The 19098-nt window shown below is 59.3% G+C and carries 17 protein-coding genes and 1 other RNA gene; 12 read left to right on the forward strand and 6 right to left on the reverse strand.

Annotated features, from left to right (window positions below; genetic code table 11):
* Positions 1-119 precede the first annotated feature (119 nt).
* Positions 120-947: a Cof-type HAD-IIB family hydrolase gene (locus ACGHEN_RS04085; RefSeq protein ID WP_390397453.1), complete on the reverse strand. Its 828-nt coding sequence runs from the start codon at positions 945-947 to the stop codon at positions 120-122.
* Positions 948-1501: 554 nt separating this feature from the next.
* Between ACGHEN_RS04085 and ACGHEN_RS04090 the strand changes: the two genes are divergently transcribed.
* From ACGHEN_RS04090 to ndk, 4 genes are all read left to right on the forward strand, one after another.
* Positions 1502-2728 carry an argininosuccinate synthase gene (locus tag ACGHEN_RS04090; protein ID WP_390397456.1) on the forward strand — a complete coding sequence of 409 codons (1227 nt, stop codon included), beginning with the start codon at positions 1502-1504 and terminating at the stop codon, positions 2726-2728.
* 233 nt (positions 2729-2961) lie between these two features.
* A complete protein-coding gene (locus ACGHEN_RS04095) occupies positions 2962-3132 on the forward strand; it encodes a hypothetical protein (protein WP_022095238.1) in 171 nt (56 codons plus the stop codon).
* A 118-nt stretch (positions 3133-3250) separates the two neighbouring features.
* Positions 3251-4681, forward strand: coding sequence for an argininosuccinate lyase (gene argH / locus ACGHEN_RS04100; RefSeq protein ID WP_390397458.1), 1431 nt, complete (start codon positions 3251-3253; stop codon positions 4679-4681).
* A 383-nt stretch (positions 4682-5064) separates the two neighbouring features.
* A complete protein-coding gene (ndk, locus tag ACGHEN_RS04105; RefSeq protein WP_055251725.1) occupies positions 5065-5469 on the forward strand; it encodes a nucleoside-diphosphate kinase in 405 nt (134 codons plus the stop codon).
* A 177-nt stretch (positions 5470-5646) separates the two neighbouring features.
* On the opposite strand, the gene rpiB is transcribed toward ndk, so the two are convergent.
* Positions 5647-6114 carry a ribose 5-phosphate isomerase B gene (rpiB, locus tag ACGHEN_RS04110; protein ID WP_006234151.1) on the reverse strand — a complete coding sequence of 156 codons (468 nt, stop codon included), beginning with the start codon at positions 6112-6114 and terminating at the stop codon, positions 5647-5649.
* 272 nt (positions 6115-6386) lie between these two features.
* On the opposite strand from rpiB, the gene ACGHEN_RS04115 reads away from it, so the two are divergent.
* On the forward strand, positions 6387-7706 hold the full coding sequence (locus ACGHEN_RS04115; protein ID WP_390397461.1) for a serine dehydratase subunit alpha family protein: 1320 nt from the start codon (positions 6387-6389) through the stop codon (positions 7704-7706).
* 190 nt (positions 7707-7896) lie between these two features.
* On the opposite strand, the gene ACGHEN_RS04120 is transcribed toward ACGHEN_RS04115, so the two are convergent.
* Positions 7897-8655, reverse strand: a complete 759-nt coding sequence (locus ACGHEN_RS04120; protein ID WP_390397464.1) for an HAD family hydrolase — start codon at positions 8653-8655, stop codon at positions 7897-7899.
* A gap of 315 nt (positions 8656-8970) precedes the next feature.
* Between ACGHEN_RS04120 and rpsA the strand changes: the two genes are divergently transcribed.
* The 3 genes from rpsA to ACGHEN_RS04135 all read left to right on the forward strand — a co-directional run bounded on the left by rpsA (position 8971) and on the right by ACGHEN_RS04135 (position 11704).
* On the forward strand, positions 8971-10137 hold the full coding sequence (gene rpsA / locus ACGHEN_RS04125) for a 30S ribosomal protein S1 (RefSeq protein WP_022095232.1): 1167 nt from the start codon (positions 8971-8973) through the stop codon (positions 10135-10137).
* Between the two features lie 340 nt (positions 10138-10477).
* Positions 10478-10839, forward strand: an RNA gene (gene rnpB / locus ACGHEN_RS04130) — RNase P RNA component class A.
* A 226-nt stretch (positions 10840-11065) separates the two neighbouring features.
* Positions 11066-11704, forward strand: coding sequence for a YigZ family protein (locus ACGHEN_RS04135; protein WP_390397468.1), 639 nt, complete (start codon positions 11066-11068; stop codon positions 11702-11704).
* 67 nt (positions 11705-11771) lie between these two features.
* Here ACGHEN_RS04135 and ACGHEN_RS04140 read toward each other — a convergent pair whose 3' ends face one another.
* Positions 11772-12218, reverse strand: a complete 447-nt coding sequence (locus ACGHEN_RS04140) for a C-GCAxxG-C-C family protein (protein ID WP_233542976.1) — start codon at positions 12216-12218, stop codon at positions 11772-11774.
* 231 nt (positions 12219-12449) lie between these two features.
* Here ACGHEN_RS04140 and ACGHEN_RS04145 point away from each other — a divergent pair, with 231 nt between their 5' ends.
* The 4 genes from ACGHEN_RS04145 (at position 12450) to ACGHEN_RS04160 (ending at position 16380) form a co-directional block, all read left to right on the forward strand.
* Complete coding sequence (locus ACGHEN_RS04145; protein ID WP_055251624.1) at positions 12450-13733, forward strand: O-acetylhomoserine aminocarboxypropyltransferase/cysteine synthase family protein; 1284 nt, start codon at positions 12450-12452, stop codon at positions 13731-13733.
* Positions 13734-13874: 141 nt separating this feature from the next.
* Positions 13875-15179 carry an MFS transporter gene (locus tag ACGHEN_RS04150; protein ID WP_390397472.1) on the forward strand — a complete coding sequence of 435 codons (1305 nt, stop codon included), beginning with the start codon at positions 13875-13877 and terminating at the stop codon, positions 15177-15179.
* Between the two features lie 158 nt (positions 15180-15337).
* A complete protein-coding gene (locus ACGHEN_RS04155; RefSeq protein WP_022095227.1) occupies positions 15338-15916 on the forward strand; it encodes a xanthine phosphoribosyltransferase in 579 nt (192 codons plus the stop codon).
* An 83-nt stretch (positions 15917-15999) separates the two neighbouring features.
* Positions 16000-16380 carry a peptide chain release factor-like protein gene (locus ACGHEN_RS04160; protein ID WP_390397475.1) on the forward strand — a complete coding sequence of 127 codons (381 nt, stop codon included), beginning with the start codon at positions 16000-16002 and terminating at the stop codon, positions 16378-16380.
* Between the two features lie 86 nt (positions 16381-16466).
* On the opposite strand, the gene ACGHEN_RS04165 is transcribed toward ACGHEN_RS04160, so the two are convergent.
* Complete coding sequence (locus ACGHEN_RS04165; RefSeq protein WP_349125429.1) at positions 16467-17429, reverse strand: diacylglycerol kinase family protein; 963 nt, start codon at positions 17427-17429, stop codon at positions 16467-16469.
* Positions 17430-17516: 87 nt separating this feature from the next.
* Positions 17517-18938, reverse strand: a complete 1422-nt coding sequence (locus ACGHEN_RS04170) for a chloride channel protein (RefSeq protein ID WP_349125430.1) — start codon at positions 18936-18938, stop codon at positions 17517-17519.
* Positions 18939-19098: the final 160 nt, after the last annotated feature.

The following is a 19098-nucleotide window of genomic DNA, read 5'->3' on the forward strand; positions in this document are numbered from 1 at the left end:
GCCAACTTTTTGTAGATTCCGCACGAGCCGGAAAGCACTTAATGTGCTTTCCGAGCGAGCCCAGGACCTGACCGAGCAAAAAGTTGGCCCATGCGCCCGGCCAGGCCCGACGAGTAACGTTAACGAGCCGCCAAGATGGCGTCGATGAGCGTCAGTACGCCCCCGTCGTTGTTGCTCGGAATGCGCCACTTGGCGTGCGCGTTCATGTGCTCCTCGGCATTGTCCACGATAAAGCTGTGACCGACGCGCTCGAGCATGGGGATGTCGTTGTAGGTATCGCCCACGGCGGCGGCATCGGCAATATCTATGCCGAGCTGCTCACACAGGTGCGCGACGCCAGCGCCCTTGTCGACGCCCAAGTTCATGAAGTCGATCCACTCGCGCCCGGCATTGGTGACGTAGAGCTTGTCCGAGAACGCGGGGCTATAGGTCTCGCGGAATGCGGGCTCGGCATCGTAGGCGGGGAAGAAGATCGAGATCTTGTTGGACTCGATATCAATGCCCTCAAAGCTGTCGACGTAGTTGATTGTGTTGTAGTAGACGCTGATCTCGTCGTGGTATTGATGGTCGCGGGCAAGCACGTAGAACTCGTCGAAGCAGCACAGGACGGGGACAGCGCGAGGATCCTCCGAGGCGCGGCTCAAGACCTGCTGGTACAGCTCCACGTCGATAATGCTCTTATAGATATAGCTGCCACGATAGATCACGCATGCGCCGTTGTCGGGACAAAAGGCGAGGCGGTTCTTGATGCCCTCGAACATCTCTTCGAGCTTGGGGGCGGGACGTCCGCTGGCGGGGCAGAATACGATGCCGGCTTCGGCGAGCTTGTCCAGGCATTCGTCAAGGCCTTGCGGCAGCACGCGCTCGTCGGTCAGCAGTGTCTTGTCCATGTCGACGGCGATGAGCTTAATGTTTCCGATATTGGCGTCCGATTCGTAAGTTTGCATAAAAGCGAGCCTTTCGTTTCGAAATTGTTTCAGACGTTATAACCATCAACTCGTAGTCAGGCGTATTTTCGCAGGATTGGCGCGCGTTTGCATCTTCATTCACAAAGTAATGAAAAAACTTTTCAGAAATTTGAAGTTGTCGCTTGTGCCGCGGGCACTTTAGCGTAATATAGCGACCATCGAAAACGGAGACGGAAAAATAACCGCTTACCGAGGAAAAGGTACCGTTTGCGATATTAGAATTGCGCCCGGCGATAGGTGAAAGGAGAGGCAGATGCAGTTCGTAAAGATCATCACTACTGCAGACAATGCCATCCGACGCCAGCGCGCAATTTCCCGACGACGATAACAATCGTCTCTGTCCGCATGGGGCGAATTGCCTCAACAGAGTCATTTTGAGGTCGTTGGGTTTTAGCACGACATTGCTGCATGTTTCTAGGGCATGTATGTGCTGCTTTTTGCTATTTAACCTGATATTGCACGGTATATGACCTTGAAATGACTTGCAACTGACCGATGTTCTAACTAGCTACCAAGGGCGAAAGGAAACAGCCATGAGCAAGGAAAAAGTCGTTCTCGCATATTCCGGTGGTCTTGATACATCCGTATGTGTCAAGTGGCTCCAGGACGAGAAGAATCTCGATGTCGTTTGCGTCTGCGGCAACGTGGGCCAGGAGGAGACCGGCCTGGATGCCAAGAAGCAGAAGGCGCTCGACCTGGGCGTTCTCGATTGCCAGGTGCTCGACCTGCGCGACGAGTTCTCCGATGAGTTCCTGACTAAGGCCATCGCCGCAAATTCCATGTACGAGAACAAGTACCCGCTGCTTTCCGCCCTGTCTCGCCCGCTGCTCGCCAAGAAGCTTGTCGAGGTCGCTCACGAGTTTGGCGCGACCTACGTCGCCCACGGCTGTACCGGCAAGGGTAACGACCAGGTTCGTTTTGAGGCTGCGGTCAAGGCCCTCGACCCCGAGCTTAAGGTTATCGCCCCCGTTCGCGAGTGGGATCTGAAGTGCCGTCCCGACGAGGTCGCCTATGCCCACGCCCATAACGTGCCGGTTCCCGAGGGTGCCAACGACAACCCCTATTCCATCGACGACAACCTGTGGGGCCGCGCCATCGAGTGCGGTCACCTGGAGGATCCCTGGAACGAGCCACTCGACGACGCTTGGGTTATGACCAAGAATCCCGAGGACACGCCCGACACCCCGACGTATACCGAGATTGAGTTTGAGGTCGGCAAGCCCGTCGCCGTCGACGGCAAGAAGATGAAGCTCTCCGAGATCGTCATCGCCCTCAATAAGATTGCGGGCGACAACGGCTTTGGCCGTCTCGACCTGGTTGAGGATCGTCTGGTGGGCCTCAAGAGCCGCGAGTGCTATGAGGTTCCCGGCGCCCTGACGCTCATTACCGCCCATAAGGCACTCGAGGACATTTGCGTTGAGGGCGACCTGCTCAAGACTAAGATTAAGCTCGAGCAGGATTGGGCCACCGCCGTGTACAACGGCCAGTGGTACAGCCCACTCAAAAACGCGCTCGACGCCTTTATGGCCGACACCCAGAAGTTCGTGACCGGCACCGTCCGTCTGAAGTTCTTTAAGGGCAACTGCCATGTCGTCGGCCGCAAGAGCCCCTTCAGCCTCTACGACTACGGTCTGGCCACCTACGACCGCGACACCACGTTTGACGAGAAGGCTAGCGCTGGCTTTATCGAGATCGATACGCTGTCGCTCAAGACGTGGGCTAAGGTCCAGGGTCCCAGCTCTGCTGCCGCCCAGGCTTAAGCCTCCCTTTCCTTGGTATTCGCGCGGCCCATCCGCGTGATACATAACGGGCGCACGGGGTCCCTACCTTTCGTTATGCTTGCTGACACTTCTTAACATCGGTGGCCCCTACGTTCCGCCCGCGTATTTGATGCCGCGTCTGCGGCTGAGTCCGAGCCCCGCCGGGGTTATCCGGCGGGGCTCCTTCTATCAATTTGGCGGCTCTGCGCCTATATATATGAGGAGTATCCATTATGTTCCATGCTATCGCGCATGCTTTACTTGCCCTCGTGCCCGAGTTCGATGCTGCAAAGGTCGAGGACGTCCCTATGAGCTTGAAGGCCTGGATCGATGATTCGCAGGGCAACATCCGGAGGGAGACGTTGGGCGCCAAGTGCATGGTGCGTCACTTCTTTGCAAATTAGCTACATGGCCCAGCGCACGGCAGGGAGTGTGTAAAACTAGCGGTTGAAAAATCGCTTTAGCGACAGGGCGCATTGCTTTGGGCGCTTGTTTTGGTATTTGATGAAAGGGGACGGTTCCATGGCTCTTTGGGGCGGTCGTTTTGAGGCGGGCGTGGCCGAGGTCACGCAGGAGTTTGGCGCGTCGCTGCCGGTCGACAAACATCTCTATAAGCAGGATATCGCCGGATCTAAGGCACATGCCAAGATGCTGGCGGCCCAGGGCATTATCAGCGCCGAGGACGAGCAGGCGATTGCCGAGGGTCTGACCGCAATCGAACAGGATATCGATGCCGGCAACTTCACCTTCGATATCAACGACGAGGACATTCATATGTCCATCGAGAGCGAGCTGACGCGTCGCATCGGCGAGGCTGGTAAGCGCCTGCATACCGGGCGTTCGCGCAACGACCAAGTTGCGACCGATACGCGCCTGGGCGTCAAGGCGCTGGCCAAGGAGCTCATGGAGGCCAATCTTGAACTGCGCCATGTGCTGGTGGATGCGGCCAAAAAGTATGACAAGGTGATTCTGCCGGGCTACACGCACATGCAGCATGCTCAGCCCGTGCTGCTGTCGCATCATCTGCTGGCGTATTCCTGGATGTTCGCGCGCGACTTTACACGCCTGCGGGCCGCCTTTGATGCTGCCGACAACTGCCCGCTGGGCGCTGCCGCGCTTGCCGGTACGAGCTATCCGCTCGATCGTCAGATGACGGCCGCCGAACTTGGCTTTGCGGGCGTGATCCCCAACTCGCTCGATGCGGTTTCCGACCGTGATTTCCTCCTCGACCTGCATTACGCCGGCTCCGTCATGGCGATGCACTTGTCGCGTCTTTCCGAGGAGATCGTGCTGTGGTCGAGCTCCGAATTTGGCTTTATCACGCTTTCCGACTCCTACTCCACTGGCTCGTCCATCATGCCGCAGAAGAAGAACCCCGATTTTGCCGAGCTTATCCGCGGCAAGAGCGGCCGAGTCTATGGCAACCTGGTGCAGCTGCTCGTGACCATGAAGGGCCTGCCGCTCGCTTATAACAAGGACTTGCAGGAAGACAAGGAGGGCGCTCTCGATACTGCCCATACGCTCATGCAGTGCCTGTCCGTTATGGCCGGTATGATTTCGACCTGGACCGTCAACGAGGATGCCATGGCGCGCGAGTGTGGTGTGGGGCACCTTGCCGCCACCGATGTTGCCGATTACCTGGCCAAGCGTGGCCTGCCGTTCCGTGAGGCGCATGCCGTGGTGGGCCATCTGGTCCTGATGTGTGAGAAGCGCGACTGCAATCTTGAGGACCTGCCGTTTGAGGTGTTCCAGGAGGCAAGCCCGCTCTTTGAGCGTGATATTACCGAGGCGCTCGACATCCCGTCGATTGTCGCCGCCCGCACGACCGAGGGCGGTACCGCCCCTGCCGCCGTTGCCGTGCAGCTGCAGCGTGCCGAGGCACAGCTCGTGGCCGACGAGGGCGTGTTTGGATCGCTGACCAAGGTCGTCGAGATGGGCCACGGGGCAAAGTAAGGTTTTAGTTGAAGCGGTTTTGGCCATGTATTGATAAATTGTTTTTGTTTACGGGCGTCTGCTGTTGCGGGCGCCCGTATTTTGTTGCTATGGGGGAGGGCCTTGTCGAGAACTTCTGTAGGACCTTTGGGCAGGTTGTGAAGGGGATACGTTCGCGGGCGGCAACCGACCGCCTGCTCTGTTCGGTGCGGTTGATGGGCGGTCGGATGGTACTCTAATCGGGCTTCGAAACAGAAGTGACACATATGGAGCGCTTTAATAAATTGCAGCGTTTCAATAAACAGCTTTTTGTTTAACTGCAGCTAAAACTCTGTTACGATGCAGTCCAGGCGGGTGCCGGAATGGGACTTGGGCACGCGCGAACCTACTTGAAAGGCTACCTTATGGCTATCGAGAAGACCTTCATCATGATTAAGCCCGACGCCGTGCGCGATCGCAAGATCGGCGAGATTGTTGCTCGCATCGAGCGCAGCGGCCTTGTCATCGAGCGCATGGAGATGACCACGCTCGAGCGCGCTACCGTCGAGGAGCACTACGCCCATCTGGCCGACAAGCCCTTCTTTGGTGGTCTCTGTGACTTTATGACGAGCGGCCCGGTCGTTAAGATGGTCGTTTCCGGTCTCTCCGCTGTCTCCAAGATGCGCACCCTTATGGGTGCTACCAACCCGCTTGATGCTGCTCCCGGCACCATTCGCGGCGACTTCGCTGTCGATGTCAACGCTAACGTAATCCACGGCTCCGACTGCTTGGAGAACGCCGAGATCGAGATCAAGCGCTTCTTTGGCTAAACCAGCTTTGACTCCTTAAAGCTGTTAGCGTGTGGCTTTGGCGCCGCGGAATTCCATCCGCGGCGCCCTTTTTATTCCAGTAGATTTTTGGTAACCGCTTAGAAATCTACTAAAGAGCCCCCGTCCGGATGTTTCTTCCGGGCGGGGGCTGGCGTTAGCGTATGGCTTTGTAGGTCTTTAGGCCTCGTCGACGACCTTGAGGCCGCGCGTGTGGTCGATCTCGTTGAGGAGGTTAACGCGACGCTCGTGGCGGCCGCCCTCAAACTCGGCGTCGAGCCACTCGTCGACGATCATCTTGGCGAGCTCGGAGCCCACGACGCGGGCGCCAAAGGCGAGTACGTTGGTATTGTTGTGCATGCGCGAGAGCTTGGCGCTGAAGGGTTCGGAGCACACGACGGCGCGTACGCCCTCGACCTTGTTGGCGGCCAGGCTAATCCCGACACCGGTGCCGCAGATCAGGATGCCCAGGTCGACGTCGCCGTTGGCAACGGCCTTACCCACCTTGTAGCCGGCGATTGGGTAGTCAAAGCTCTCGGAGGTGTCGGTGCCAAAGTTCACGACCTCGCAGCCGCGCTCCTTCAGGTGCTCGGAGATGATGTTCTTGAGCTCGACGGCGGCGTGGTCGTTGCCGATACCGATCTTCATGGATGGTTCCTCTCTGGTCTGTGCGGCGAGATTGCTAAAGGTTTTACCGCGTTCGACTGCATGATAGCGCGACTTTTGCGTAAACGCTCGGGCGTTTTTTGGTCAAACGCTTTAGCATGCGACAAGACCGGCTTCTCATGAATTAATGCCGTCAGTTTGCGCTTGAACGCCGTCCGCCGGAACTTGGGTTGCGGTTTTTGATGCATTGTTATCAAATAAATAGAGTTAACTATTATCGAGAGCCCAGTCCGTTATGTAAGCAGGAGATACCTATGCCTACCGATTCCATCCGCGATGCCGCGTTTTGCGATGTCTTGAACCGCGAGCTTGTCTGTGCGCTCGGCTGCACCGAGCCCATTGCCGTTGCCTATGCAGCGGCGTTGGCGAGCCAGACGCTCGGTTGCGAACCCGATCATATGGACGTTGCCTGCTCGGGCAACATCATCAAGAACGTTAAGAGCGTGACCGTGCCCAACTCGGGCGGTATGCACGGTATTGAGGCGGCGGCCGTGCTGGGTGCCGTGGGCGGCGACGCCAAGAGCGCGCTCGAGGTGCTCGAGAGCGTTAACGACGAGGACCGTGCTCGCGTGGCCGAGCTCCTCGCCGACGCCAGCTACTGCGATGTGTCGCTTGTCGAGGGCGTGCCCAATCTCTACATCAAGGTGACTGCCACGGCCGGGGGTCATACCGCGGTCGTCGAGATTACCGACCACCACACCAATGTCACGTGCCATACGCTCGACGGTATTCCGGTATGCGGCAAGTCGGCGGGGGAGTGTGCCGCCTGCGCAGAACGCGTGGTGGCCGAGCGTGCGGCAGATAGCGCCGACACGCCCATGTCGATCGAGTCCATCATTGACTTTATCGAGGACGGCGATGTTGAGGGTGCTCGCGCTGCCGTTGAGCGTCAGATTGAGCTGAACGGCGCGATCAGCGCCGAGGGCCTGGCGCACGCTTGGGGTGCCGAGGTTGGCCGCACGCTGCTGGGTGCTCGTGCCGATGACGTCGCCTGCCGTGCCCGTGCCCGTGCGGCCGCCGGATCTGACGCCCGCATGAACGGCTGCGCGCTGCCGGTCGCCATTGTGTGCGGCTCGGGCAATCAGGGCATTACCTGTGCATTGCCCGTTATGGAGTATGCCGAATACCTTCGCTGCGACCACGATCGCCTGGTGCGCGCCGTGATGCTGTCCGATCTTATCGCTGTGCATATCAAGAGCTATATCGGTGCGCTCTCGGCGTTTTGCGGTGCTATTTGCGCCGCGTGTGGCGCCGGCGCTGCGATTACCTGGCTGTGCGGTGGCACGCGCGAGCAGATTGGCGCGACGGTTTCGAACACACTCGGTAACGTGGGCGGCATCGTGTGCGATGGCGCCAAGGCAAGCTGTGCCGCCAAGATTTCCGCTGCCGTTGATGCGGCGATTCTGGGTCACGATATGGCCATGCAGGGTCGCGGCTTCCGCGCCGGCGAGGGCCTGATTCAGGATACCGTCGAGCAGACAATCGCCAGCATGGGCTATGTGGGCCGTGTGGGTATGAAGGATACCGACGTCGAGATCCTCAACATCATGATCGGCAAAACCCAAGTCTGTTAGTTACGCGGTTTTACCAAACCGCGTAACCAGTCGACGCTGCAAACGCCCCTAAGCGAGCAATCTGCCTTTCAATCGTCGGGCATGGCCAGAAGGCCTATGCCCTCCTCTTTCAAGGCACATTGCTCGCTTAGGGGCGTTTTCGCTGACTTATGCTCAACCTGCGGCGCTATTTTGTTTGGTGGGAGGGGTCCTATGACAGTTCGTCGGCTACTTGGTGTTCGTAGAAGGCTTCTACTACGGCGTTGAAATCGCGGGCGAAGTCTTCCATGGTTCCGCGCCAGGTGGCTCGGCTGGGCTTGCCCTGGCCCACAAAGGCGGTTTGGATGCCGCAGGCAGGGCTGGGGAAGTCGCGCTTGGGATCGTTGCCCACCATAAGGACCTCGTGTGGCTCGAGCCCCATCACCTGAAGCTGCTCGAGATAGTAGGTGGCATCGGGCTTGCAGCGGGTAGTGTTTCCCATGTGCGTGACGAGCTCAAAGGGGACGTCGACCAGGTCGCCCCAACCCATGCGGCACTCGATTGCCCCCTGGGGAAAGCTGGGGTTGGTAAAGAGCGCGCAGCGCAGTCCTGCGTCCTGTACGGCCTGGAGAGCGGCGTGTGCGCCCGGCATGGCGTGGGCGTTGATGACATCGTCGTTCTTGTACGGAAGCACTTCGCGGTCGTAGTAGGTAAACGCCTCGTAGATGAGGGGATCGGAAAGGCAGATGCCGCATCGGCGCTCGACCTCGGTGCGGTAAAACTCAAGATTGGTGCGGTTGTCCGTGCCGCTTCGGCGGTTGGCGTTGAGGTCGACCAGGATGGTACCGAGGCGTGCCATCGTGCCACCTCGGCTGCGTCGTCCGATATCCGCGAGCATCGACGAGACATCCTTAAAATAGCGAAGGATGAACGCGTTGAGGTTGATGCTAAGAAGCGTCTCGTCCATATCGAAAACGACTGCTTTGAGCACGCGGGCACCTTTCTCGAAAAATCGTTCCAGAATCGTTGGCTCCGGATACTTTACCCCAAAGATGTATGCCTAACTGTCTATCGTCAACTTATGGAGACGGTCGTCCACAAGATTGCGAAAAAGTCTCCATACGAGTAAAAAATCGCAGTTCGCGCTTGAAATCGAAGTAATTTCCCCGTAATCTATACGAACGTGATTGCATAAGCGTCACATTAGTATCTGTCGGCTCCCGAGTGTTCCTAAACGTTGTGTGCTTGTCGCACCCTTCTGTAGGTCCTAGCAATCGGGGCCCCGTAGTTCGAAAGGGGTCCACCTTTGAGTGAGATTCAGAACTCGTCCATTTTCTCTCTTGACGATGTCAACGAGGAGGAGATGAACAACCTCATCGACGGTACGATTACCGACTTTGATGAGGGCGATCTCGTTAACGGCACTGTCGTTAAGATCGAGCATGACGAGGTGCTCGTTGACATCGGATTTAAGTCCGAGGGCGTTATCCCGGTCCGCGAGCTGTCCATCCGCAAGGACGCTAACCCTGCAGACATCGTTGCACTCGGTGATCCCATCGAGGCTCTGGTTCTCCAGAAGGAGGACAAGGACGGTCGTCTGGTCCTGTCCAAGAAGCGTGCCGAGTACGAGCGTGCTTGGAACCGCATCGAGGAGAAGTTCAACTCCGGCGAGAACGTCGAGGGCGAGGTTATCGAGGTTGTCAAGGGCGGCCTGATCCTCGACATCGGCCTGCGTGGCTTCCTGCCCGCTTCCCTCGTCGACCTCCGTCGCGTCAAGGACCTCACCTCCTACATGGGCACCCGCATCGAGGCCCGCGTCATCGAGATGGATCGCAACCGCAACAACGTCGTCCTCTCCCGTCGCGTCGTGCTCGAGGAGTCCCGTAAGGCTGAGCGCTCCGAGATCCTGTCCAAGCTCAAGTCTGGCATGCGTCTCCAGGGCACCGTTTCCTCCATCGTCGACTTCGGCGCCTTCGTCGATCTCGGCGGTATCGACGGCCTCATCCACATCTCCGAGCTCTCCTGGAACCACGTCAACCATCCTTCCGAGGTTGTCAAGGTCGGCCAGGAGGTCGAGGTCGAGGTTCTCGACGTCGATCTCAACCGCGAGCGCATCTCCCTGGGTCTCAAGCAGACCACCGAGGATCCGTGGCGCGCACTGGTCAAGAAGTACCCCGTCGGCGCTATCGTCGAGGGCACTGTGACCAAGCTTGTCCCGTTCGGCGCTTTCGTCGACCTGGGCGAGGGCATCGAGGGCCTGGTGCACATCTCCGAGATGGCCAACAAGCACGTCGACCAGCCTTCTCAGGTCACCCACGTGGGCGACAAGGTTCAGGTCAAGGTCATGGAGATCGACCTCGACCGTCGTCGCATCTCCCTGTCCATGAAGTCTGCTGCTGAGACTCTGGGCGTCGAGATCGAGGTTACCCCGCTTCCTTCCGAGAAGAAGGACGAGGAGACCGACGCCGAGTAAATCGGTTTGACGATCACTTGTTTTAAGGGATCCGTCCGCAATGGACGGGTCCCTTTTTGCATTTGCTGCTGAGGCGCGCGATGCTATCCGTGCGCAATGCTGCCCGGGTTGTCTGTTTGCTATTGGGTTGTCGGTGCATGAAAAATGCCGACATCCCGCCTCGGGGAGGAGGCGGGAACACACCGAGTAGACGGAGGGGTGCGGAGCGCGGTCGCGTCTCGACTGACGACGTTGCCCATCGACAGGACCATTGTAACGCATGGCGGTTCTTGGTTTATCGTGTCGAACGCTTGTGTTGTGCCACTGCCTGCGGCAACGGTGTGCTACACTCTTGCACTGCTGAGTGGGCCAGACGGTCGCGCGATGTGCTGCTTGCAGCACGCGTGAGGAAAGTCCGGGCTCCAGAGGGCGGGATGCCGGCTAACGGCCGGGCGGAGTGATCCGACGGAAAGCGCCGCAGAAAAGAAGACTCCCACCTGCGTCGTAAGGCGTAAAGGGAAAAGCTGAAACGGTGGTGTAAGAGACCACCAGCGTCGTGGCAACACGGCGGCTTGGCAAGCCCCATCCGGAGCAAGCGCGAATAGGAACGCTATGGGCCGGCCCGGTCCGCGTTCGGGTAGCGTGCGTGGAGCTGCACGGTAACGTGCAGACAAGATAAATGACCGTTCACGACAGAACCCGGCTTATAGGCCCACTCGGCAACTATGTTGACGCTGCGAACCCGTCAGCGCGGCAATCTGCCTTTTAAGCCTTCGGGCATGACCAAAAGGTCAATGCCCTTGTCTTTCAAGGCACCTTGCTCGCGCTGACGGGTTCTCGCTATTGGTGACGGCATCATTGGCGTTTCCGTTCTTGTTGGCGAGGGCAACGGTACGGTTTCTGCCGTATTATTGAGGCTGTTTGTTGCTTTGCTTGTTGTTGAGGGGCTTTGTTGGACAGCTATTTAACTCTGCAATCAAATATTGAGGTTTCGGGCGAGTTTGTGGACCGCAAGAGCCGATTTATTGCCCAGCTGGTCCATATTGAGTCCGAGGATGAGGCGAATGCCTTTATCGAGATGGTTCGCAAGCGTCATTACGACGCTCGACACAATGTTCCCGCGTGGATTTTAGTCGATGGACGCGAGCGCCAGAGCGATGATGGTGAGCCGAGCCGCACGAGCGGTATGCCGACGCTCGAGGTGTTGCGCGGCGCAGAGCTCAAAAATGTTTGCTGCGTTGTGACGCGCTATTTTGGTGGCACGCTGTTGGGACCTGGTGGCTTGGTGCGCGCCTATACTGCGGCGACGCAGGCGGCGGTGGCAGCTGCTCGGGAGGCCGGGCAGATTGTCGAGATGACGAGTGTCGTGCCTGTTGACGTGCATGTGGCCTATCCGCAGTATGAGCAGGTGCTTCGTTTGGCGCAGGATTCGGGTGCCAAGGTTTCGGATACCGATTACGCGGATGCCGTGACACTTCACTTGGTGTTTAAGGCGGGGGAGCAGGAGCTATTTTGCGCCAAGATGCGCGAGCTTATGGCGGGGCGCGAGGAGATCGAGGTCGGCGCTCCCGAATTTGCCGAGTTCTAATGGCGACGGCCGGCGTGCTTTTGGATGGATCCCAAGCGCGCCGGCCGTCGTTTTCTGTTGCTGCCGTTTACTCGGCGAGCTGCTTTAGCACATCGCAGGCGATCTCGACGGCATCGTCGATGCAACCAGGGCAGCTGCGGAGCGGACCCTTATCCGATCCGACGCCCTTGAGCGTGCCGCAGACGGTCGTTGTGTTCTTCGTTTTAAAACGCTTGGCGATTTCGCGCGACAGCTTGTAGGTCTGGCCCTTGGTCTTGGGGTTTTCCATGCCGTCGCTCATTACAAAACCCATGATGGCCACGGCGCCCGAGATGGCGCCGCAGGTTTCGGTCATGCCGCCCATGCCGGCGCCAAAGCCCTCGGTGAGGGTAAAGGCGACCTGGGGGTCGAGTCCGACGGCAGGTGCGAGCGTGCAGGCGACGGCCTGGGCGCAGTTGAAGCCGCGGGCATGGTATTCGGCAGCCTGAGCCTGACAGGCGGTGATGTCGAGCTGGGCCGTATCGATTTGCTTCATCGTTGTCTCCTTAGTCACGGTGTGCCCGCCTATGGTACCCATGACGGTGCGTGTAATCATCGAGAGCTTCATGGATGCCTCATTTTTATCTATCGAGCAAATGCCCAAGGCTTGAGATAAATACCCCTGATCAATTTGTCCCATAACCTACCTTGGGGATGGGTTGAGAGGGGTGCAGGGTAGCGGTATCGTGAACCGAATAAAAACAAAACCCAAGTAAGGGAGTTGGATATGAGCGAGCAGACCATCGGTACGACATGTGTTCAGGGCGGGTATCACCCGGGAGATGCGGAGCCGCGCCAGGTGCCCATCTACCAGTCCACCACGTGGAAGTACGACACGTCCGAGCACATGGGCAAGCTGTTTGACCTGGAGGAGTCGGGCTATTTCTACAGCCGTCTGCAGAATCCCACGTGCGATTTGGTTGCCGCCAAGATCTGCGAGATGGAGGGCGGCACCGCAGCGATGCTCACGAGCTCGGGCATGGCCGCGAACTTCCTCGCGATCTTTAACGTTGCCGGCGCCGGCGATCACGTGGTCGCGAGCTCCGCCATCTACGGCGGTACCTACAACCTGTTGGCTCACACCATGGGTCGTATGGGCTTGACCTGCACGTTCGTTGCCCCCGACTGCACCGACGAGGAGCTCGAGGCAGCCTTCCAGCCCAACACCAAGCTTGTCTTTGGCGAGACGATTGCTAACCCCGCCCTTGCCGTGCTCGATATTGAGCGCTTTGCCAAGGCCGCGCACGACCACGGCGTACCGCTGATGGTCGACAACACCTTCCCGACGCCCGTGATGTGCCGTCCCTTTGAGTGGGGCGCCGACATCGTCACGCACTCCACCACTAAGTACATGGATGGCCATGCGGCCTACCTGGGTGGCGTGATCGTCGACCATGGCCAGTTTGACTGGATGGCCCATGCGGACAAGTTCCCGGGTCTCACCACGCCTGACGAGAGCTACCACGGCGTGACCTATGCCGAGAAGTTCGGTCGCGAGGGCGCCTTTATTACCAAGGCCACTGCGCAGCTTATGCGCGACCTCGGCCCCATGCAGAACCCGCAGGCGGCGTTCTTCCTGAACAGCTCGCTCGAGAGCCTGCACGTGCGCATGCCGCGCCATTGTGAGAATGGTCTGGCGGTCGCCAAGTTCCTGCAGAGCCACCCCAAGGTACGCTTCGTGAGCTATCCGGGCCTGGAGGGCGACAAGTACTATGACATCGCTCAGAAGTACATGCCCAACGGTACTTGCGGCGTCGTGAGCTTTGGCTTTAACGGTGGTCGCGCGGCGGCCGAGACCTTTATGAAGAGCCTTAAGCTCGCCCAGATCGCCACGCACGTGGCCGACGCCCGCACCTGCTGCTTGCATCCGGCAAACGCCACCCATCGCCAAATGAACGATGAGGAGCTCATCGCCTGCGGCATCTCTGCCGACATGGTACGCCTGTCGTGCGGTCTCGAGGACACGGCCGATCTGATTGCCGACCTTGAGCAGGCGCTCGAGCAGTGCTAGGCTAGCGTTCGCACGAGGCGCCGATGCTGGCAGAAAGCTTCGACGACCTTTCGTTCCGATTCCGTAGGCGGGACCCCAATCGCGACTGTTTGCAGGCGATCGGGGTCCCGTTTTTGCGTTGCGCCACTCGAAAGGATGGATATGGAGAAAACCGCAGAGCAGCTGCGCCGCGAGCACATTGCCCTTGAGGGCGACACCCATGGCAAGAACAAGTGGGCGATTCTGTTTACCGTGCTCATCATGACGTTTATGGTGTGCCTGGATTCGACCGTCGTGACCGTGGCGTTGCCCGTGATGCAAAAGGAACTGGGCGTGGGCCTCGATCGCATTCAGCTGGTGAGTTCGGTGTACCTGCTTGCGACATGCGTGGCTATGCTGCCGTTTGGCCGCCTGGGCGACGTGCGCGGCAAGGTGAATGTGTTCCAGCTGGGCGTCATCGTCTTTACGGTTGGCTCGCTGCTTTGTGGCCTTTCGGCCTCGCTCGAGGTTCTTATTCTGGCACGTATTGTTCAGGGCGTCGGTTGCGCGGCGGCCATGGCCAACAACATGGGTATCATCACCGAGTCGTTTCCGGCGCGCGAACGCGGTCGTGCTATGGGTATTCTCGCGACCTTCGTGGCCCTCGGCATGATGTGTGGCCCCGTGCTCGGTGGCATGCTGGTGGCAAGCTTTCCCTGGGAGAGTATCTTCCTCATCAACCTGCCCATTGGCGTCATCTCGTTTATCGTGGGGCTCTATACGCTGCCGCATGTTAAGCCGGAGGCCGGCGAGCGTCCCATGTCCCTGATCGAGGCTGCTCGTCGCTGCTTTGCAAATTCGGCCTTTACCATCAACCTTGCCTGCATGCTCATCGTGTTCGTTGGCATTGGCGCATCCGAGTTTATTCTGCCGTTCTATTTTCAGGACGCCCATGGCTTTAGCTCCGATATTTCCGGACTGCTCTTTTTGGCACTGCCGATGGTGAATGCCTTTATCGGCCCGCTTTCTGGAACGGTTTCGGACCGTGTTGGCTGCGAGGGCCCCACGGCGGTCGGCCTGGGCGTGTACGTGTGCGGTCTCTTTGCGGTAAGCACGCTCGACGAGCACTCTTCTACCCCTGTGATCGTGTGCTGTGCCGCGTTTATGTCGTGCGGCACGTCGATTTTCCAGAGCCCCAACAACTCGCTGTATATGGGTTCGGCCCCGCGCGAGGCGCTCGGTTTTGCAGGCAGCTTGGGTAGTCTAGCGCGCTATGCGGGTATGGCGGTGGGCATTACGGCGGCGTCGCATATCCTGTATGGGCAGATGAGCGTGGCGATGGGCGAGGCCGTGACCAGTTTTGTTGCAGGCCGTCCGGATGTGTTCCTGTTTGGTTTCCGTTCGGTGTTCTACGTGCTCATGGCTGTGGCCGCCGTGGGCTTTGCGCTTGCCATGGTGCGTTTGGTGAGGGTGCGCGCCCGCCATTAGCTTGTGGAGGCAGGCTTGCCACGAATCGGCCCATCTACTGGTCTTGCGGCTTTATGGTGCGATGCGGCTTGTGGGACGGGCGGGGGTCGGTCCGTGGTAGACTATCGAACAACGTTTATTAATCGCGCGGTATCGTTGCCGCGAGAAGGGGTTGCGCCATGCAGGAGCTTGAGGATCGTATTCGCCATGACGGCATCGTAAAGGCCGGTAACGTCCTTAAGGTTGACGCCTTCCTCAACCACCAGTGCGACGTTGAGCTGTTCGACCACATGGGTGCCGAGTGGGCCCGTCTGTTCGAGGGTGTCGAGATCAACAAGATCCTGACGATCGAGGCTTCGGGCATTGGCATGGCTTGCATCGCGGCTCAGCATTTTGGCGGCGTGCCGGTGGTCTTTGCCAAGAAGGCGCAGTCTATCAACCTTGACGGCGAGCAGTATGCCACGACCATCTACTCCTTTACCAAGCAGAAGGAGTACCCGGTCATCGTCGGCAAGCGCTTCCTGTCCGAGGGCGACAAGGTCCTGATTATCGACGACTTCCTGGCCAACGGCTGCGCGCTCGAGGGTCTCATCAAGATCTGCGAGGCTGCGGGTGCCGAGGTGTCCGGTATTGGCATTGCAGTGGAGAAGGGCTTCCAGGGCGGCGGCGATAAGCTCCGCGAGCGCGGCTTCCGCGTCGAGAGCTTGGCCCGCATCGCCGATATGGACTGCGAGACCGGCGAGATCACCTTCGCCTAAGCGCGCAACACAAGCGATTGGTATGCGATGTGACAAAGGGACTGTCCCTTTGTCACATTTTTTGTATGAGGGGAGGTGTTGATATGGATGAGAACAAGATGGGATGGCGTGAGTATGCGCACTATGCCGAGATGTCGGTCGAGGAGTTGGCACGCGATTGCGAGGTTCAGGTGTTTCGCGCGACGGGCCCGGGTGGGCAGGGCGTGAACACGACGGACTCGGCGGTGCGCATGAAGCATGGGCCCACGGGGATTACCGTGACGGCGCGCGAGAGCCGCAGTCAGTTCCAAAACCGTAGCAGCTGCCTGCGTAAGCTGCGCGCTGAGCTTGAGCGTCGCGGGCGTCCACCGCGCCGACGCGTAAAGACCAAGGTGCCTCAGCGCTCTCGCCAGCGCAGGCTCAATGACAAGCACTTCAACGCCATTAAAAAGGCCAACCGTCGCAAACCGGGCAGCGACGAATAGCCTCCTCATAAGTTGCGGTGAAATAGGGATTGTTTTGCGGCACTTGCTGCATAAACAGTCCCTATTTCACCGCAACTTAGGTTGGGTTAGCGGGTGGGGCGCCAGACATGGAGGGCGCCGGCGAGGATGTCGACCTCGATGCGCGAGGCGACGATGGGCTCGCCGTCGGCTTGGATGGGGTAGTCGGGCTCCTCAAAGGTGAGCTCGGCATGGCGGCAGCGGCGCATGCGAACCGGTGGCAACTTGGTATGGTGGCCGTCTTTGGCCGAGAGGAACATAGGCAGGGCAATCGCGCGAGGGACGGGGCCGCATGCGTAGCAGACGTCGAGCATGCCGTCGCAGGGGTCGGCATCGGGGCAGATGCGATAGCCCGAGCCATACGTGGGGCCCAGCTGAATCGCCATGATAATCGCCCTCACGCGCTCGGCGGGCGCCCCGTCAAAGCTGACTGTCATGAGGTAGTTGCGATAGCGCAGGCCAAACTGCTCCAGACCCGAGAGGGTGTAGAGCGGCGCGCCCGTCAAGCCGGTCTTTTTGCGCAGCTCGGTGGTGCCCAGGCCGATGGCGGCATCGATGCCGACCGAAAGCGTCTGGTCGTAGTACACAACGGAAGCCTCGCCGCTGCCGTTTGCGGGGTTCCATGAGCGAATGCGCCCGATGTCCTGACGCTGCAGCTCGCAGGTGAGCAGCGCGCCAAAATCCTTACCGGAGAAATCATCGATACCGAGCGTTTGGGCAAAATCGTTGCCGGAGCCTACGGGCAGGACGGCAAGAGCGGGCCGGACCGCCTCATCCTGTGTCATAAGCCCGTTGACGACCTCGTGGATCACGCCGTCGCCGCCGAGTGCGATAACGGTACGATAGCCCTGAGCCTGTGCGGCAAGCTCCTTGGCGTGTCCCATGTGCTCGGTTAGCACCAGATCAAACTGGGATGCGCGCGCGGTCATGTCCAAAAAGCGCTGCAGGCGCTCAGCGACCTCGCGCGCCGCACCCGACTGGGCGGCAGGGTTGGCGATTATGAGCGTGCGACCAAAATCAGTTGCGTGCATGGGGCGACTCCTGGCGTATGACGTGACGGTGCGGTCGCGCTCAGGTCGAATTGCCCCCGATTGTGGCTGCACGGCGAATACTAACGTCTACTCTATCAGGTCGTTGTGGCGCTCGATAGCATCCGCTACCGTACCGCCCTCATCCACAATAAGCGAACGGCGTTTAGGCGAGACAATGCGCTGCGCGGGATATACGCCGCGGTGGCCGCCGACAAGATAGCTGATAAACGCCACGATCACGAAGAAGCCGGCTGCCGTGCCGTGGAACAGGTCGATGGCCATCATACAGGTGGTGATGGGCACGTTAAGGCCGGCGCAGAAAACACCGAGCATGCCCAGCGCCGCCAGAAAGCTGGGGTCGATACCGACGAGGCAACCGATCCAGCCGCCGAGCGCCGCGCCGATGCCAAACAGGGGCGTGACCTCGCCGCCTTGGAAGCCCGCACCCAGGGTAAGCGCCGTCACCACGAGCTTGATGGCTGCGTCGGCAAGGGTCGTGTTACCGGCGAACCCGGCGCCCGAGAGCCAGGTGGCAAGGCCGGCATACTTCCAGGCGTCGAGCATCGCGTATGCCGCGAGCACCACGAGCGCGCCCACGAGTGCGCGAGCAAGGTAGTTGGTGATAAAGCGACCGTACAGGCTTTTGACGGTTCGAACCGACCAGGCAAAGAGGCGTGCCGTCAGACCGAAGATAATGGCGCTGATAACAACGATGGCAACCGTCCGTGGTGTCATGTTGGGAACGCTGGCGATGACATTCGCTTCGTACTCGGTACCCAGGGCGAGTGATGTAAAGTAGCCGGTAAACGAGGCGACCAGACAGTAGATGCCCGCGGTGTAGTCGATCTTGCCGATAAAACACATCTCCATGCCAAAGAACGCGCCGGCAAGGGGCGAACCGAATACGGCGCCAAAGGCCGACGAGATGCCGGCGAGCATGAGGTCGTGGTGGTCATGCTTTTTGAGGTGGGCGAGGCTCGAGATGTTGCTGGCGATGGTGCCGCCAATCTGTACCGCGGCTCCCTCGCGACCGGCCGATCCGCCCGTTAGGTGCGTGAGCGTGGAGCAGACGAAGGTGAGGACGGCCATGCGCATATGGATGAGACGTGTGCCCAGAGCGGAGTCGATGACCAGGTTGTTGCCTCGTTTGGCGGCAAGGCCGTGGTTTTTGTACACCCATGCGGTGGCAACGCCCACAACAGGAAGCAAGGCGTAGACCCATGCATGGTGCTCGCGATAGTCGGTCGCGATATTCAGCGAGGCCAAAAACGCCCAAGCGGCAACGCCCATGGCGAGCGAGACGATGACGACGAGTACGAGCAACTTAGCGCTCGCGAGTAGGTTGCGGGCGTTGCGGAGTGTGTCGGCAGCCAAGAGATGCTCGGAGCGGGTGAGCTGTTGCCTGCCTGCCATGATGACGTCGCTAAGGGAGAAAAGGCCGCCGTCGTCGAGCGGCTGGGAATGATCCTGCGCCTCGTTTGCGCTTTCGGGTTTGTCGTTATGAGCCATATGTTCCTCTTTTAGGTTGTAACGCAAGCATTATAAAACGCGGTAAACGCGACGAGCCGGTGGGTTGGTTTCCATTCTGTTTCGCGGCCTGCAACCGACAGGTGTATTTGCGGGTACAGGCCGAGTCGCGGTCGTGCGTCGGGGGATTATACTGAGACAA

It is taken from the genome of Collinsella sp. i06-0019-1H4 (assembly GCF_042849575.1).
Lineage (GTDB): Bacteria > Actinomycetota > Coriobacteriia > Coriobacteriales > Coriobacteriaceae > Collinsella.

Bases quoted from the DNA above. Each gene is read 5' to 3' on its own strand.
- ACGHEN_RS04085 (WP_390397453.1), bottom strand. From the start codon at position 947: ATGCAAACTTACGAATCGGACGCCAATATCGGAAACATTAAGCTCATC.
- ACGHEN_RS04090 (WP_390397456.1), top strand. From the start codon at position 1,502: ATGAGCAAGGAAAAAGTCGTTCTCGCATATTCCGGTGGTCTTGATACA.
- ACGHEN_RS04095 (WP_022095238.1), top strand. From the start codon at position 2,962: ATGTTCCATGCTATCGCGCATGCTTTACTTGCCCTCGTGCCCGAGTTC.
- argH (WP_390397458.1), top strand. From the start codon at position 3,251: ATGGCTCTTTGGGGCGGTCGTTTTGAGGCGGGCGTGGCCGAGGTCACG.
- ndk (WP_055251725.1), top strand. From the start codon at position 5,065: ATGGCTATCGAGAAGACCTTCATCATGATTAAGCCCGACGCCGTGCGC.
- rpiB (WP_006234151.1), bottom strand. From the start codon at position 6,114: ATGAAGATCGGTATCGGCAACGACCACGCCGCCGTCGAGCTCAAGAAC.
- ACGHEN_RS04115 (WP_390397461.1), top strand. From the start codon at position 6,387: ATGCCTACCGATTCCATCCGCGATGCCGCGTTTTGCGATGTCTTGAAC.
- ACGHEN_RS04140 (WP_233542976.1), bottom strand. From the start codon at position 12,218: ATGAAGCAAATCGATACGGCCCAGCTCGACATCACCGCCTGTCAGGCT.
- ACGHEN_RS04145 (WP_055251624.1), top strand. From the start codon at position 12,450: ATGAGCGAGCAGACCATCGGTACGACATGTGTTCAGGGCGGGTATCAC.
- ACGHEN_RS04150 (WP_390397472.1), top strand. From the start codon at position 13,875: ATGGAGAAAACCGCAGAGCAGCTGCGCCGCGAGCACATTGCCCTTGAG.
- ACGHEN_RS04155 (WP_022095227.1), top strand. From the start codon at position 15,338: ATGCAGGAGCTTGAGGATCGTATTCGCCATGACGGCATCGTAAAGGCC.
- ACGHEN_RS04160 (WP_390397475.1), top strand. From the start codon at position 16,000: ATGGATGAGAACAAGATGGGATGGCGTGAGTATGCGCACTATGCCGAG.
- ACGHEN_RS04165 (WP_349125429.1), bottom strand. From the start codon at position 17,429: ATGCACGCAACTGATTTTGGTCGCACGCTCATAATCGCCAACCCTGCC.
- ACGHEN_RS04170 (WP_349125430.1), bottom strand. From the start codon at position 18,938: ATGGCTCATAACGACAAACCCGAAAGCGCAAACGAGGCGCAGGATCAT.